This is a genomic window from Cryobacterium glucosi, from assembly GCF_004402235.1.
GTDB lineage: Bacteria > Actinomycetota > Actinomycetes > Actinomycetales > Microbacteriaceae > Cryobacterium > Cryobacterium glucosi.
In genome coordinates this window covers 265,211-279,611 of sequence record NZ_SOFS01000012.1, presented here as the reverse complement: position 1 = coordinate 279,611, position 14,401 = coordinate 265,211, and the positions used below count along the sequence as shown (strand labels likewise).

Here is a 14,401-nt window from a genome sequence, read left to right as displayed (position 1 = left end):
ACGGAGCACTTTCAGAATGAGACGCGCCAAAATTGTCGCTACCCTCGGGCCGGCAGCCGCCAGTTACGATCAAATTCGAGCCCTGATCGACGCGGGTGTCGATGTCTGCCGGATGAACCTGAGCCATGGTGACTACACCGTGCACGAGGCCGTCTACGCGAACATCCGCAAGGCAGCGAATGATTCCGGTCGTGCGGTCGCCGTCCTGGTCGACCTGCAGGGCCCGAAGATCCGGCTCGGCAAGTTCGAGGGCGGCCCTTATGAACTGGCCGTCGGCGACATCTTTAAGATCACCACGGACGATGTCCTCGGCACGAGGGAACTCTCCGGCACGACGTACAAGGGCCTGCCCAACGACGTCAAGCCCGGCGACTTCCTGCTGATCGACGACGGCAAGGTCAAGGTCGAGGTCGTCGCGACAAACGGCATCGTCGTCACGACGCGCGTCATCGTCGCCGGCCCGGTCTCGAACAACAAGGGCATCAACCTGCCCGGTGTTGCCGTCAACGTTCCCGCACTGTCCGAGAAGGACGAAGCAGACCTGCGCTGGGGCCTCCGCCTCGGCACCGACCTGATCGCCCTCTCCTTCGTGCGCGACGCGGCAGACATCACCCGCGTGCACGAGATCATGGCAGAGGAAGGCCGCAAGGTCCCCGTCATCGCCAAGATCGAGAAGCCGCAGGCCGTCGAGCACCTCGAAGAGATCATCGACGCCTTCGACTCGATCATGGTCGCCCGTGGTGACCTCGGCGTCGAGCTCCCGCTCGAAGCCGTGCCGATCGTGCAGAAGCACGCCGTCGAGCTCGCCCGCCGGATGGCCAAGCCGGTCATCGTCGCGACGCAGATGCTCGAATCGATGATCCACAGCCCGGTCCCGACGCGTGCGGAAACGTCCGACGTCGCGAACGCCGTTCTCGACGGCGCGGACGCGGTCATGCTCAGCGGCGAGACCAGTGTCGGCGAATACCCCGTCGTCACGGTTCAGACCATGGCGCGGATCGTCGCATCCACCGAAGACCACGGCCTGGAGCGCATCGCGCCGCTCACGAACAAGCCGCGCACCCAGGGCGGGGCGATCACCCTCGCCGCGATCGAGGTCGCGGAATTCGTCGACGCGAAGTTCCTCTGCATCTTCACCGAATCCGGAGACTCCGCCCGCCGGATGTCCCGCCTGCGGTCGAAGATCCCGATGCTCGCCTTCACGCCTGAGCCCGGCATCCGCCGCCGCCTCGCGCTCACCTGGGGCGTGCAGACGTACCTCGTGGACCGGGTCACGCACACGGACTCCATGTTCGGCCAGGTCGACGACATCCTGCTCGGCCAGGGCCTGGCCCAGCTCGGTGACAAGGTCGTCGTCATCAGCGGTTCCCCTCCCGGAATCGCCGGCTCGACGAACGACATCCGGGTGCACCGCATCGGCGACGCCCACAACGAGGTTGCTCCGGCATACGTCAAGCAGTAGTCCCGTTGGAAGGAAAGCCCCGTCGACCGTTTCGGTCGGCGGGGCTTTTCCAGTGTCCGGGCGGGATCAGTCCGTCGTGCCCAGGAACGCGATGGCCGCGTCGCGGAAGGCGCGGGAGGTCGGGGCGTTGAAGTGGTTGCGGCCGGGGATCTCGAAGAACGATCCGGCAGGCGTGGCCTCCGCGAGGGCCCGCGAAGCCTCGAGGATTCGATCCTCGCTCCCGGTCGCGAACAGGAGCGGCTGGGACGGCGCGTTGTCTGGTCCGGGCTGGGGACCGCCGCGCATGCCCTCGACGAGCGCGACGAGCGCCTCGAGATCGTTGCCCGGCAACGCCTTGGCCATGGTGAGGTACGCGCCAGTGAGCCGGTCGCCCACCTCGGTGCCGTGTTCGATGTGCGCGCGGGCATCGGCGACCTGGAACCGCGTGAGCGGGTCACCGTCCGGAATGCCGCCGAGTACCGCGCGGGTCACGCGCCCCTCGAGCTCACTCGCCGCCTGCCAGCCGACCCGTGCGCCCAGGGAGTAGCCCGCGTAGGCGACCTCGTCGAGCAGGTAGGCGTCGAGGACCTGTTGCACGTCGGCGACGAGCGTGTCCATCGTGTACGCGGAGGGGGAGTGCGGCTTGTCGCTCAGGCCGTGGCCACGCTGGTCGATCGCGATCACGTGGAAGCCCGCGCGCAGGAGGTCCCTCGTCCAGCCGGTGGCGTGCCAGTTCGCGACGGCGCTCGACGCGAAGCCGTGCACGGCGAGCACGGTCGGGTCCGACGGATCACCGAATTCGTAGGTCGCGAGGTTGACCCCGTCCGCGGAGTAGACGAAGCGGTGGGCGGGCGCTGTTCGAGTGTTCATCGTCCACTATTTGACCACGCCGGCGGCCGGGGCGAGCGCTGCGGGGAGCGGCCAGGTCTCTGGCCCGGGCCGCTACTGTAGACGGGTGAGTGAACTGACAGTGAGATCCGATGCCGTGCAGCACCCCGAATTCGCGGATGCCGTGCGCCCGGCCCGGTCGCAGGCCCTGCTCGACACGATGAAGGAACGGGTCGTCATCGCCGACGGCGCCATGGGGACGATGCTGCAGGAGCACAACCCCACCCTCGACGACTACCAGCAGCTCGAGGGCTGCAACGAGATCCTGAACGTGAGTCGTCCCGACATGATCGAGGCGATCCACGGCGCGTACCTCGACACCGGCATCGACGCCGTCGAGAGCAACACCTTCGGAGCCAACTGGTCGAACCTCTCCGACTACGACATCGAGGACCGCATCGAGGAACTCGCGAGGCTCGGAGCGGCGATCGCCAGGAAGAGCGTCGAGGACTACGAGTACAGGGACGGCCGGGTGCGCTGGGTGCTCGGTTCGATGGGTCCGGGCACCAAGCTCCCGAGCCTCGGCCACACCACATACGCCCACCTCAAGGCGACCTTCGCCGAGCAGGCCGTCGGTCTCATTCGCGGCGGTGCCGACGCCTTCCTGATCGAGACCTCCCAGGACCTGCTCCAGACCAAGTCCGCGGTGAACGGCTGCAAGCAGGCCATCGCGGAGACCGGCATCCGCCTGCCGATCTTCGTCGAGGTGACCGTGGAGACCACAGGCACCATGTTGATGGGGAGTGAGATCGGGGCGGCGCTCACGGCGCTCGAACCCCTCGGCATCGACGCGATCGGCCTGAACTGCGCCACCGGTCCGACAGAGATGAGCGAACACCTGCGCCATCTCGCGCGCTACTCGCACGTTCCGGTGATGTGCATGCCGAACGCCGGCCTGCCGATGCTGACGGCGACGGGGGCGAGCTACCCGCTCACGCCGGACCAGCTCGCGACGGCGCACGAACAGTTCGTCAAGGAGTTCGGGCTGGGCCTCGTCGGCGGATGCTGCGGGACGACTCCCGCGCACATGCGCGCGGTCGTCGACCGCCTGCGCGGCGCCACCGTCAGTGCACGCACGATCGAAGAGGACTCCGGCGTGGCGAGCCTCTACCAGCACGTCAGCTTCGACCAGGACAGTGCCTTCCTCGCGATCGGGGAGCGCACGAACGCCAACGGCTCCCGGGCATTCCGCGACGCCATGCTCGAGGAACGCTGGGACGACTGCGTCGACATCGCCCGCGCCCAGGTCCGCGACGGCGCCCACCTGCTCGACGTCTGCATCGACTACGTCGGGCGGGACGGCGTCGCCGACATCCGCCAGGTCATCTCCCGGCTCGCGAGCGCTTCGACCCTGCCGCTCGTCGTCGACTCCACAGAGCCTGCGGTGCTGCAGGCGGGCATGGAACTCATCGGCGGACGCCCGGTCGTGAACTCGGTCAACTTCGAGGACGGCGAGGGACCCGGCAGTCGCTTCGGCCGGATCATGCCGCTCGTCAAGGAACACGGAGCCGCCGTGATCGCCCTCACCATCGACGAGGAGGGCCAGGCCCGCACCGCAGAGCACAAGGTGCGCATCGCGACGAGGCTCGTCGAGACCCTCGTGAACGCCTGGGGGATGCGGGTCGAAGACATCATCGTCGACGCCCTGACCTTCCCGATCGCCACGGGCCAGGAGGAGACCCGCAGGGACGGGATCGAGACGATCGAGGCGATCCGGCAGATCAAGGCGAAGTATCCCGGCATCCACACCACGCTCGGCGTCTCGAATGTGTCCTTCGGGCTGAACCCGGCGGCCAGGTCGGTGCTCAACTCCGTGTTCCTGCACGAGGCGACAGCGGCCGGGCTCGACTCCGCCATCGTCAACTCGGCCAAGATCGTTCCGCTCGCCTCGGTGCCGGACGACCGCCGTAAGGTGGCGCTCGACCTGGTCTGGGATCGCCGCGAGTACGACGTCGACGGCAACCTGACCTACGACCCACTGGCCGCGCTCCTCGACCTGTTCGCCGGTGTCGACTCCGCCGCACTGAAGGACGAGCGCGCGGCGGAGCTCGCGGCCCTGCCGGTCGGCGAGCGCCTCGAGCGACGCATCATCGACGGAGAGGCCAAGGGGCTCGAGGCCGACCTCGACCTCGCCCGCGCCGGAGGGATGAGTGCCCTCGACATCGTCAACGTGCACCTGCTCGCCGGCATGCAGATCGTCGGCGCCCGGTTCGGCAGCGGAGAGATGCAGCTGCCGTTCGTGCTGCAGTCCGCCGAGGTGATGAAGGCCGCCGTCGCGCTCCTCGAGCCGCACATGGAGAAGTCGGAGGCAGCGGGCAAGGGCACGATGGTCCTCGCGACCGTGCGCGGCGACGTGCACGACATCGGCAAGAACCTCGTCGACATCATCCTGACCAACAACGGTTACGACGTCGTGAACATCGGGATCAAGAAGACGATCAACGAGATCATCGCGGCCGCGGAGGAGCACAACGCCGACGTGATCGGGATGAGCGGCCTGCTGGTCAAGTCCACGGTCGTGATGAAGGAGAACCTGCTCGAACTGAACAACCGGGGGCTCGCGAAGAAGTGGCCCGTGATCCTCGGCGGCGCAGCCCTCACCCGCGCCTACGTCGAGGAAGACCTCGCCGGACTGTTCGAGGGGCAGGTCCGGTACGCCAGGGACGCCTTCGAGGGCCTGAAGCTGATGGAGCCGCTCGTGGCCATCGCCCGCGGCGCAGACCCGGCATCCGTCGGCCTGCCACCGCTGAAACAACGCATTCACAAGCGCAGCCTGCTCACCGTCACCGAGCCGGACGCCATGCCGGTGCGCAGCGACGTGGCCGCAGACAACCCGGTGCCCGTTCCGCCGTTCTGGGGGACCAGGATCGTCAAGGGCGTCGCCCTCGCCGAATACTCGGCGTTCCTCGACGAGAGGGCGACCTTCATGGGCCAGTGGGGCCTCAAGCCCAGCCGCGCGGAAGACGGCGCCAGCTACCAGGAACTCGTCGACACCGAGGGCAGGCCGCGGCTGCGGTACTGGCTCGACCGGATCCTCGCGGAGGGCATGCTCGACGCCTCCGTCGCGTACGGCTACTTCCCCGCATACAGCGAGGGCAACGACCTCGTGGTGTTGCACCACGACGACGACCCGGACGGGCGCCTCGGCACGCCGGGCCTGCTCGCGCCCGACGGCGGTTCCGGCGGAGCGGTCGGCACCGAACGGTTGCGATTCTCCTTCCCGCGCCAGAGACGGGACCGGCACCTGTGCCTGGCCGACTTCGTCCGTCCGCGCGAGTCCGGGCAGGTCGACGTCGTCGCCCTCCAGCTCGTCACGGCCGGCGCCAACGTCGACAGCGTGACCGCGAAGCTCTTCGCTGCGAACAAGTACCGCGATTACCTGGAGCTGAACGGTCTCACCATGCAGCTGACCGAGTCCCTCGCCGAGTACTGGCACGCTCGCGTGCGCTCAGAGCTCGGTCTCGGCGCCGAGGACCCGGCCGACGTGGCCGGCATGTTCAAGCTCGAATACCGCGGCGCCCGTTTCTCACTCGGCTATCCGGCCTGCCCCGAGATGGAGGACCGCCGCAAGGTCGTCGAACTGCTCAGGCCCGAGCGGATGGGCGTCGTGCTGTCCGAGGAGCTGCAGCTTCATCCGGAGCAGTCGACGGATGCGTTCGTGTTCCATCACCCGGAAGCGAAGTACTTCTCGGTCTAGCGTCGCCCGGCGATGGCGCGCTCCTGGCGGCGGGCAGTTTCGCCCGGCGCAGGGCGGCGAGGGCCGCCGGGCCGACCAGGAAGATGCCGAGCACCGTCGTGACGGCGCGAACGGTGTCCCAGGTCAGCGTCGACGTGACGAGCGAGTAGAGGCCGAAGGAGGCCAGGTTCGTGCCCAGGGACGCTCCGGGGGAGTAGGAGATGCCGGTCCCCGTTCCAACGGCGAACGGCCAGAACCACAGGTTCATCACGAGCCCGAACAGGTAGGACGCGACGACGCCGTACCCGGCCAGGAGCGCGATCTTGAGGCGTGCCCTGGCACGCGGGCCGAGTCGCCCACCGGCGCGCAGGCGCGGCAGCAGGGCTGCACCCGCGCCGACCCAGCCGCAGGCGAACATCTGGAACGGGGTCCACGGCCCGAACCCGCCCCAGAGCACCGAAGACACGGCGATGGTCAGCAGCCCGAGCAGCAGCCCGAACCGGGCACCGTAGACCCGTCCGGCCAGGATGAGCAGGATGAACACGGCCTCGACACCGCCGACGCCCGTGCCCGCGATCCGGACCGCAGCTCCCACTGCCGCGAGCACCCCGAGCAGGGCCACCGTCTTCGCGGTGTACATCTCGCGGTCCACCACGAGGGCGAGCGCGACGATCACGGCGGGCACGAGGGCGAACGCGACGAACGGAACAGCGCCCTGCGCGTCCCGGGGAACGGCGGTCGCGAACAGCGGCCAGCCGAAACCCGCGGCGGCGAGCAGGCTGCCAACCCACAACACCGCGGATGTCCACCGCCCGCTGCGGCGCTTCACGGCGTCACCGGCTTGTCCCGGCCCGGAGTACCGACAGCTGAGGCCGCGCCCGACGCCCCGGCGCCGATGTACAGCTCTGCACTCAGGCACCCGGCCTCGAGGTGCAGGGTCCGGGTGGCGAAAAACCGGGAGAAGTCGTGGTCGTGCGTCGCGAACAGCACCGCGGATTCCCGGCTGGACGCGCGTTCCAGCGCCGTGCCCACGAGCGAACGGGCTGCGGCGTCGAGGCCTCGGGTCGGCTCATCGACGAGTAGCAGGGCAGGGGTGTCCGCGAGCTGGATCGCGATCGCGAGGCAGAGCCGCTGGCCCGCAGAAAGGTCCCGCGGGTGACGCTCGAGGAGGGGAGCTGCTGCGGCGGAGTCGTGCCCCAGAAGCCGCGCGAACGTCCCGGCTGTGGAGCCCGGTGCGAAGCCCGCGCGTCGTCCCGCGCGTCGCCGCGTCGACCGGTCACTGCGGCGGCACTCGTCCGCGACCGTCGTAGCGAAGAACAGGTCGTCGAAATTCTCCGGAACGAGCGCGACCGCCCGGCGCCGGTTCCTCCTGTGCATGGCCGAAACATCCTGCCGGGCGACGATCACGGTGCCACGGGTCGACGGCAGCGCGAGCGCGTTCAGGAGGCTGCTCTTGCCCGCCCCGTTCCGGCCCTCGAGGGCGACGATCTCGCCGGCTGCCAGCTCGAGTGACACCGCGTCGACGACGGTCCGGTCGCCGTGTCGAACCGTCAGCCCGCGGATGCAGGCGAGCGGCTTTCCGGCGAACGGCACCGCGGCGCGCAGCCCGGCCTCCGACTCCGATCCGGGACTCGGACGGTGCCCGGCCCGTGCGTTCCTGCTCGGGACGCTGCGATCGCCGACCCGGTTCGGCGGCTGATCACCCGGAGGCAGCATGCGCGCGCGGTGCCCGTCGAGCACGAGCCAGGCATCCGCGATCGTTTCGAACTCGCGGCTGTTGTGCTCGGCGACCACGACGCAGACTCCGGCCTCGTGGGCCAGCCGGTCGAGCACGCGGAGGACCCTGTCCCTCGCCTCGGTGTCGAGTTCGGCGAGTGGTTCGTCGACGAGCAGGAGCACCGGCCGGCAGATCAGGGCGCCACCGAGGGAGACGAGGGTGGCCTCCCCGGCGGAGAGCGCCGAGACGGGGCGACCCAGCAACGGCGTGATGCGGAGTTGCGCGGCCACCTCCCGCACACGCTGCTCCACGATCACCGCGGCGACGCCGCGCACGGTGAGGGCGAAACCAATCTCCTCCGCCACGGTCTCCGCGACGAAGGAAAGCCGCACATCCTGTGGCACCAGGCCGACGAAACCGGCGGTGTCGCGCGGGGGAGTCTCGGCCCTGTCGACGCCGCCGATCTCGATCCGGCCGTGCTGGCGGCCGCCGTGGAAGTGCTGGAACAGCCCGCTCATCGCCTGGAGCAGGCCGGACTTGCCCGAACCGGTCGGCCCGACGATGACCGTGAGGGTGCCGGGGGCGAGAGCGAGGTCGAGGTGCTCGAGGCGCCAGTCCCCGTCGAAATCGAGCGCGGCATCCGCCAGGACGACGGGCCGGTCACAGGCGCCGCCGACGGCCCCGACGGACGCGAACCCCCGCGCCTCCATCGATGCAGCGAGGGCGAGGGCGCGCTCGATGGTCTGCTCGAACACCGGGACGAGCAGGGCTGCCACGGTCCGCTCACCCCGGAGGGCAGCGGCCAGGCGGACGCGCCTGACCGAGTCCAGGAGTGCGGGAAACGTGGCCCACGCGATCACAAGCGCGCGGGAGACCGTGCGCAGCGGCCCGCGCCTGGCGCCGCGGGCGAACAGGCGGCTCACGTCGACGAGCGCGTTGAGCACCCCGAACACGAGGATCACGGCCGCGACCGGGAGCGCGCTCAGCGCCGCGTTCCCGATGCCGCCGGTCGTGACAGGTCCGAACAGCACGACGTGACTGAACGGTCCGGCGAGGGGGACTCGCGGCAGGTCGAGCAGCACCAGCCCCGTGCCCCCGCCGCCGCCGAAGAGCACCCGGTATCCGATCCGAAGCACCACGAATCCGAGCGCGAAGAGCACGGCCGCGCGGAGGGGGGCCAGGCGAAAGCGGAACACCGGGGTCGGAGCCCTAGCTCCCGGGCGTCGGAGTCTCGGTACCGGTGGTGAACACGAGGCCGAGGGACTGACCCGGCGTCACCTGGAGGCTCCCGAGGCCCTCCTGGGCGTACTCCCAGGCCGCGCCGGGGGACTGCTGGATCCACAGCGCCCAGTATGCGTATGCGGGCGCCATCGACTGGCACGATTCGACGAACGAGGCCTGGCCCGTGACCGTGACGGTCTCGTCGGCGGCAGGGCGCCCGTTCACGCGGCAGACGACCTGGTCGCCGTACTGGACGGTTCCCTCGGTCGCGACGGCCGCGGTCTTCATGACGGCGCTTGCAGCGATCGTGGTCGCCGTCCCGGTGTCCACACAGTCGGTGATCTTCGGTGCGGCGAGGGTTCCGAAATCGACGACAACCCTCACCCCGGAACAGGCCTCTGGCGAGGCGGACTCCGTGGCGGCGGCCGTTGCTGCGGCTCCGGGCGCGGCTGTCCCGCTGGGCGACGTGGACGGGCCGGTGGCGCAACCGCTGAGCGCCAGCGCTCCGAGCAGGGTGAGCGTAACGAGTACTGGCATCTTCATGCCCCCCAGAATACTGAGCGGCAGGCGGGAATCGGAATTCGTCAGACGCGCAGGGTCATCGTGCCGGAGCATGCCCGCGGTGCTGTCCCCGGGACAGAGTCAGAGCGCCGGCACCCGCTCTGCCGGCAGGGGAGACCCCGGCGGGGTGCCGTCGCCGAACGGACGCCCGCCCAGGGCCTCGCGACCAGACGGTTCGAGCCAGCCACGGGCATCCGGCCCCTTCGGGACGATGCCGCTCGGATTGATGTCGCTGTGGGTGACGTAGTAGTGCCGCTTGATCTGTTCGAAGTCGATCGTGTCGCCGAAACCCGGCGTCTGGAAGAGGTCCCTCGCGTATGCCCACAGGACGGGCATCTCGCTGAGCTTGTTGCGGTTGCACTTGAAGTGGCCGTGATACACGGCGTCGAACCGTGCGAGCGTCGTGAAGAGCCGGATGTCGGCCTCGGTGATCGTGTCGCCGACAAGGAAGCGCTGGGTCGCGAGGCGCTCCTCGAGCCAGTCCAGGCGGGCGAAGAGGGCGTCGTATGCCCGCTCGTAGGACTTCTGGCTGCCGGCGAAGCCGCACTTGTAGACGCCGTTGTTGACGTCGTGGAAGACCAGGTCGGCGACCTCGTCGATCTCGGCGCGATGCTCGACCGGATACAGATCGGGAGCACCCTCACGGTGATACTCCACCCATTCGGTTTCGAAGTCGATCGTGATCTGCGGGTAGTTGTTGGTGACGACCCGTCCGCTCGGAATGTCCACGATCGCGGGAACGGTGATGCCGCGCGGGTAATCCGGGAATCTCGCGAAATAGGCCTGCTGAAGCCGTTCAATGCCGAGCACCGGGTCAACGGCGCCGGGGTCGAGGTCGAAGGTCCAGCTGTTCCTGTCGTGCGTCGGTCCCGGCAGGCCCAGCGAGATGACCGCCTCCAGCCCGAGCAGGCGCCGGACGATCGCGGTCCGGTTCGCCCACGGGCACGCCCGCGCGGCCACGAGACGGTACCGGCCGGGCTCGACGGGCCAGCCGTCACGGGCGTCCCGGGTGATGCGGTCCTCGATGTAGTGGGTGTCGCGATCGAAGGGCTGTCCGGGTTCGATGTAGCTCGGCGTCAGGTCTGCGCCCTCGGGCTCTGGGGTGGTCATCCTTCAACGGTAGCGGCGGCGCGAGAATTTACCTCGCGGTAACGGAGTCGCGTCATCTTCGACGCAGTGCAGCGGCTACTCTCCGAGGAAGGCATTCAGAGGAGATACTGCATGATCGGTCGCGTTGACCCGTTTATCGGCACCGAGGTTACGGACCTTCCTCCCCAGACCGGCCTCGCCGCCACCTGGTGGTGGCCGAAGCCTCAAATCGGGAACACGCACCCGGGCGCTACCTACCCGCTCGGGATGGTATCGGCCTGCGCGTATTCGGGGGCCTATCCGACAGGGTACGGCCGGTACGACCTCTCTCTCGAGGGCATCCCGCCCCTCCTGCACGAGCGTCACCTCGCTTCGGGATTCGCGCACTTCCAGCAGTCCGGTACCGGCGCCATCCGAAAGTACTACAACTACTTCCGCGTCACGCCGATGATCGAACCACTCGACGTGCTCGGTCGGACCTGGGAGCTGACCGACGAACAAGCCGAGCCGGGCTGGTATTCAGGAACCCTCGACTCCGGCATCACCGCAGAGCTCACCGTCGGGCCGAAGAGTGCGGTGCACCGGTATACCTTTCCGGCACATTCCAAGGCGCGGGTGGTCATCGACTTCTCGCACGGTGGACTGTCGATTCCGTACGGCGCTACGATCCCGGTGCGGGCCCATCTCGAGTGCCTCGAGCCCGGAGTCGCCAGCGGGGAGATCGTGGTGGAGGGCGCCCCTCTTTCGGTGTACATCGAGTGCGACAACCCCCAGTGGCGTCAGATGCTCTGGTACGACAGACGCCTGATGCCGGGTGGGACCCGGCTCGACTTCGACCACATCCGCCCGACGACCTTGCGCCCGTTCGGCCTGATGTGGGCCGGTCCGAGCGAGGAGGGCCAGACGATCGAGCTGCGGATCGGATTCTCCCTGCGGGGCGTCGACCAGGCCAAGCGCAACCTCGAGGCGGATTGCGGAACCGGACCGGCGCAGTTCACGCCCCGCCGGGAGCGGACCCAGAAGGTCTGGCGCAAAAAGCTCAAGGGCATCACGGTCAGGACACCGTCTGCCGCTCGCCAGACGGTGTTCTCGACGGCGCTCTACCACGCCCTGATCAAGCCCTGCCTGGCCCCCTCGGAGAGCCCGTTCTGGCCGACGGACGGACCGTTCGTCTTCGACATCAGCACCATGTGGGACATCTACCGCACCCAGCTTCCCCTGATCACTGCGCTGATGCCGGAACGAGCGGTCGAGCTCGCGAACGCGATGATCACCATCTCGGAGGAGGAGGGCAACTTCCCCATCGGGTACCGGATGGCCCGCGGAAGCGACCGTTTCTCACGGCAGGCGAGTGCTCTCGCCCATACCTTCCTCGCCGACCTGTGCCAGCTCGGCCTCCCCGGCATCGACTGGGACTGGGCCCTCGTGCACATGTCCGACGACCTGCGCCGCACCTACGGCGAGGAGTTCCTGGTTCACGGGGAGGCGCATCCGATCAGCCACACCCTCGACCTGGCTTTCGGATACTGGTGCACCGCGAAGGTCGCCGGGCACGTCGGCGACAGGGCCCTCGTCGAGCAGTTCGTCGCCCTCGCTGAACGCTGGGTGAATGCGTACGACCCGGTCACCGGTCTCCTGAAGGACTCCACGTACTACGAGGGCACCCGGCACAACTACTCGTTCCGGCTGGTGCAGGACATGGATGCCCGCATCGCCCTGAGCGGAGGGGCCGAGCGGTTCATCGCCCAGCTCGACGAGTTCTTCGGCTACGGCGCCGAGCCGGTGAAGCAGCTCGTCCGGGGCTCCGGCCCGGAGGAAGTCATCGCCGGCTACCGACTCGGCCGATTCGAGGGACTCAACAACGAGCCCGACATGGAAGCGCCGTGGTCGTACCATTACGTGGGCCGGCCGGACCGCACGGCCGAGATCGTGCACAACATCGTGCATCAGCAGTTCGGCACCGGCCGGGGAGGGCTGCCAGGAAACGACGACTCCGGCGGGCTCAGTTCCTGGTTCGTCTGGGCGTCACTCGGGCTGTTCCCGGTGGCCGGCCAGAACATCTTCCTCGTCAACGCACCCTCCTTCGAGAAGTCGACGTTTTCTGTCGGTAAGCACTCGTTCACCATCCGTACTCGTGGATTCATTGAACCGGCACCGGGCGGACCCGTACAGTATGTGCAGGCTATGGAATTCAACGGGGAACCGCTCGGGCGCACCTGGCTCAGTGGAAATGAATTCCACGCCGGTGGCGAACTCGTCGTGGAGTTGGGGCCTGAGCCGGGCAGCTGGGGAACGACGGACTTCCCACCCTCGACGCCATCATCCTTGTCACCATCACGAGCGTCACGATCCACGGGAGAGACACCATGAATTCTGTTGAGAACCGGCTTGTCATCGTGGTCCGGGCCGATCCGGTCATCTGCGGCCACTCCGTCGAAGCGCGTAATCTCGCTGAGACCGCGCTCGAGCGCGGCTTCGACGAGGTGCGCATCGTGACGTGGCCGATCGACAAGCTCCAGGCGTCCGGACTGCCGCTCAAACCGCTCGATTCCGTGCTGCCGTACAGTCCCGGGATCTTCGTCGACCGCCCCGCACCGGTCGGGGACTACAAGGTGCTCGACGGGCGCCACCTCGCCGGGGTCACCGGCCGGCTGATCGAGCTCTTCACCGATGGCGTGCCCACGGTCTGCCTCTCGCTCTACCTCACGCCGCACACGCTCGCGGTCTCCGACGCCGTGCGCGCTGCCTGGGGGACCGGACTGCCCGTCAACGTGACCACGATCGCGGAAGCCGTGGGTTCGGACGTCACGAATGTCGTGCGCACCGCGGTCAACGAGGGACGATTCGGCGCCGCTGCGCACATCCTGTCGAGCTATCTCAGCCAGGATTATTGCGTCGCAGTGTCCGAGTACACCCGGCAGCTCATCATCACCGAGGCCGAACTCGTCGACCAGCACCACGGCACCCGCTACGCGGCCCAGTGCCGCGAAAGGATCACGATCTCCTACCCGGCGATCGACGCAGACTCCTACCTGCACCTCGACGAGAGCGTGACGGACGACGTTCTCACCGCCCGCGGCCTCGAACGGGACGGGTACATCCTGTTCCTCTCCCGGCTCACCGCGGCGAAGGGCGTCGACGATCTCATCGCCGGTTACGCGATCAGCGCAGCCAGCCAGGACAAGATCCTCGTGATCGCAGGCCGCGGCCCGCAGTCCGAGGCACTCCGGGCCATCGCCGCGGCCTCGCCGCTCGCCGATCGCATCCGGTTCCTCGACGACGTCGGCGATGCGGAGAAGCCGTACCTGATGGCCGGATGCGCCGCCTTCGTGCTTCCGAGCAAGCCGCGGCCGGAGTTCGTGGAGACGTTCGGCATCGCACTGGCCGAGAAGATGCTCGCCGGCGGCGGTCCCGTGATCACCACCGTCACCGGTGGCATCGGCGAAGCCGTGGGCGACCACGCCCTGATCATCCCCGTCGAAGACCCGCAGGCGATCGCCGAGGCGATCGACCGCGCAATTCTCGAGACCACGGCGGAGGAGCGCAGGGACTGGGCTGACCGTGCGCGCGAGTATGCGATGCAGTTCGACCGGCGCAACGTCTTCGACCGGATGTTCGCCCCGCTGCGGGACACCGCCGAGGTCCCGCACCAGTAGGAGCGGATCCGGCGGTCGGACCCGCCGCGGGCAAGACGGTTGGTCTGAAACCGTGAAGTGTGAAGCGGTGAGGTCTGAAGCGGTGAGGTCTGAAGCGCCGATGTCTGAACTGCCGGGTCCGAAACGTCCAGTTTCGAACACCGTTAGTACGG

The 14,401-nt window shown here is 68.4% G+C and carries 9 protein-coding genes; 4 read left to right on the top strand and 5 right to left on the bottom strand.

Going from position 1 to position 14,401, the window contains the following annotated elements; translation table 11 throughout:
- Positions 1 to 16: 16 nt before the first annotated feature.
- Positions 17 to 1,462 carry a pyruvate kinase gene (gene pyk / locus E3O46_RS03940; RefSeq protein ID WP_134448728.1) on the top strand — a complete coding sequence of 482 codons (1,446 nt, stop codon included), beginning with the start codon at positions 17 to 19 and terminating at the stop codon, positions 1,460 to 1,462.
- Positions 1,463 to 1,528: 66 nt separating this feature from the next.
- On the opposite strand, the gene E3O46_RS03935 is transcribed toward pyk, so the two are convergent.
- Entirely contained in the window at positions 1,529 to 2,311 is a 783-nt protein-coding gene (locus E3O46_RS03935) for an alpha/beta fold hydrolase (RefSeq protein WP_134560091.1), read from the bottom strand.
- Between the two features lie 178 nt (positions 2,312 to 2,489).
- Between E3O46_RS03935 and metH the strand changes: the two genes are divergently transcribed.
- Positions 2,490 to 6,026 carry a methionine synthase gene (metH, locus tag E3O46_RS03930; RefSeq protein WP_134561215.1) on the top strand — a complete coding sequence of 1,179 codons (3,537 nt, stop codon included), beginning with the start codon at positions 2,490 to 2,492 and terminating at the stop codon, positions 6,024 to 6,026.
- Here metH and E3O46_RS03925 read toward each other — a convergent pair.
- The 4 genes from E3O46_RS03925 to E3O46_RS03910 form a co-directional block, all read right to left on the bottom strand.
- A complete protein-coding gene (locus E3O46_RS03925) occupies positions 5,914 to 6,801 on the bottom strand; it encodes an ECF transporter S component (protein ID WP_241987331.1) in 888 nt (295 codons plus the stop codon). The genes metH and E3O46_RS03925 overlap by 113 nt on opposite strands.
- 29 nt (positions 6,802 to 6,830) lie before the next feature.
- Positions 6,831 to 8,918 carry an ATP-binding cassette domain-containing protein gene (locus E3O46_RS03920; RefSeq protein ID WP_134561148.1) on the bottom strand — a complete coding sequence of 696 codons (2,088 nt, stop codon included), beginning with the start codon at positions 8,916 to 8,918 and terminating at the stop codon, positions 6,831 to 6,833.
- A 13-nt stretch (positions 8,919 to 8,931) separates the two neighbouring features.
- Positions 8,932 to 9,486: a hypothetical protein gene (locus E3O46_RS03915; RefSeq protein WP_134448724.1), complete on the bottom strand. Its 555-nt coding sequence runs from the start codon at positions 9,484 to 9,486 to the stop codon at positions 8,932 to 8,934.
- Between the two features lie 99 nt (positions 9,487 to 9,585).
- Positions 9,586 to 10,614, bottom strand: coding sequence for a glutathione S-transferase family protein (locus E3O46_RS03910; protein ID WP_134561147.1), 1,029 nt, complete (start codon positions 10,612 to 10,614; stop codon positions 9,586 to 9,588).
- A gap of 111 nt (positions 10,615 to 10,725) precedes the next feature.
- Here E3O46_RS03910 and E3O46_RS03905 point away from each other — a divergent pair, with 111 nt between their 5' ends.
- Together E3O46_RS03905 and E3O46_RS03900 are read left to right on the top strand one after the other, a co-directional pair.
- Entirely contained in the window at positions 10,726 to 12,963 is a 2,238-nt protein-coding gene (locus E3O46_RS03905; RefSeq protein ID WP_134561146.1) for a glycoside hydrolase domain-containing protein, read from the top strand.
- Positions 12,960 to 14,249, top strand: coding sequence for a glycosyltransferase (locus E3O46_RS03900; RefSeq protein WP_134561145.1), 1,290 nt, complete (start codon positions 12,960 to 12,962; stop codon positions 14,247 to 14,249). The genes E3O46_RS03905 and E3O46_RS03900 overlap by 4 nt, the downstream gene beginning before the upstream one ends.
- Positions 14,250 to 14,401 lie beyond the last annotated feature (152 nt).

What these genes read in the sequence shown, in the direction of transcription:
- E3O46_RS03900 (WP_134561145.1), top strand. Translation starts at nt 12,960, where the DNA reads ATGAATTCTGTTGAGAACCGGCTTGTCATCGTGGTCCGGGCCGATCCG.
- pyk (WP_134448728.1), top strand. Translation starts at nt 17, where the DNA reads ATGAGACGCGCCAAAATTGTCGCTACCCTCGGGCCGGCAGCCGCCAGT.
- metH (WP_134561215.1), top strand. Translation starts at nt 2,490, where the DNA reads ATGAAGGAACGGGTCGTCATCGCCGACGGCGCCATGGGGACGATGCTG.
- E3O46_RS03905 (WP_134561146.1), top strand. Translation starts at nt 10,726, where the DNA reads ATGATCGGTCGCGTTGACCCGTTTATCGGCACCGAGGTTACGGACCTT.
- E3O46_RS03915 (WP_134448724.1), bottom strand. Translation starts at nt 9,486, where the DNA reads ATGAAGATGCCAGTACTCGTTACGCTCACCCTGCTCGGAGCGCTGGCG.
- E3O46_RS03910 (WP_134561147.1), bottom strand. Translation starts at nt 10,614, where the DNA reads ATGACCACCCCAGAGCCCGAGGGCGCAGACCTGACGCCGAGCTACATC.
- E3O46_RS03935 (WP_134560091.1), bottom strand. Translation starts at nt 2,311, where the DNA reads ATGAACACTCGAACAGCGCCCGCCCACCGCTTCGTCTACTCCGCGGAC.